This window comes from Streptomyces sp. P17, from assembly GCF_032436805.1.
In the GTDB taxonomy this organism is placed as follows: Bacteria; Actinomycetota; Actinomycetes; order Streptomycetales; family Streptomycetaceae; genus Streptomyces.
Map to the genome: position 1 here is coordinate 1 of NZ_JAVRBF010000798.1, position 273 is coordinate 273.

Here is a 273-nt window from a genome sequence, read left to right on the forward strand (position 1 = left end):
TCAAAGAGGGCCAGGAGGTGGCGGTCCACACCCACCTCCAGCTCCGGGAGGAGGGCCTGTTTCTCTATGGCTTTCCCGACGAGGAAAGCCTCCTCCTCTTTGAGCTCCTCCTTTCCGTGAGCGGGGTGGGGCCCAAGGTGGCCCTCTCCCTTCTCTCCGCCCTCACCCCCAGGCTTCTGGCCCTCTTTGAGGCTTTGCAGAAAGGTCTGGGGGGCTTGCACCAGGAAGCCCACCCCGTTCACCAGAAGGAGAAACCCCCCTTCCTCCCTCTTC

The 273-nt window shown here is 63.4% G+C and carries 1 protein-coding gene; it reads left to right on the plus strand.

What is annotated here, in order from left to right; all coding sequences use genetic code 11:
* Window positions 1-125: 125 nt before the first annotated feature.
* Window positions 126-273 (plus strand): hypothetical protein (locus RMT89_RS46305; RefSeq protein ID WP_399498978.1); only part of this gene is annotated, 148 nt, incomplete at its 3' end.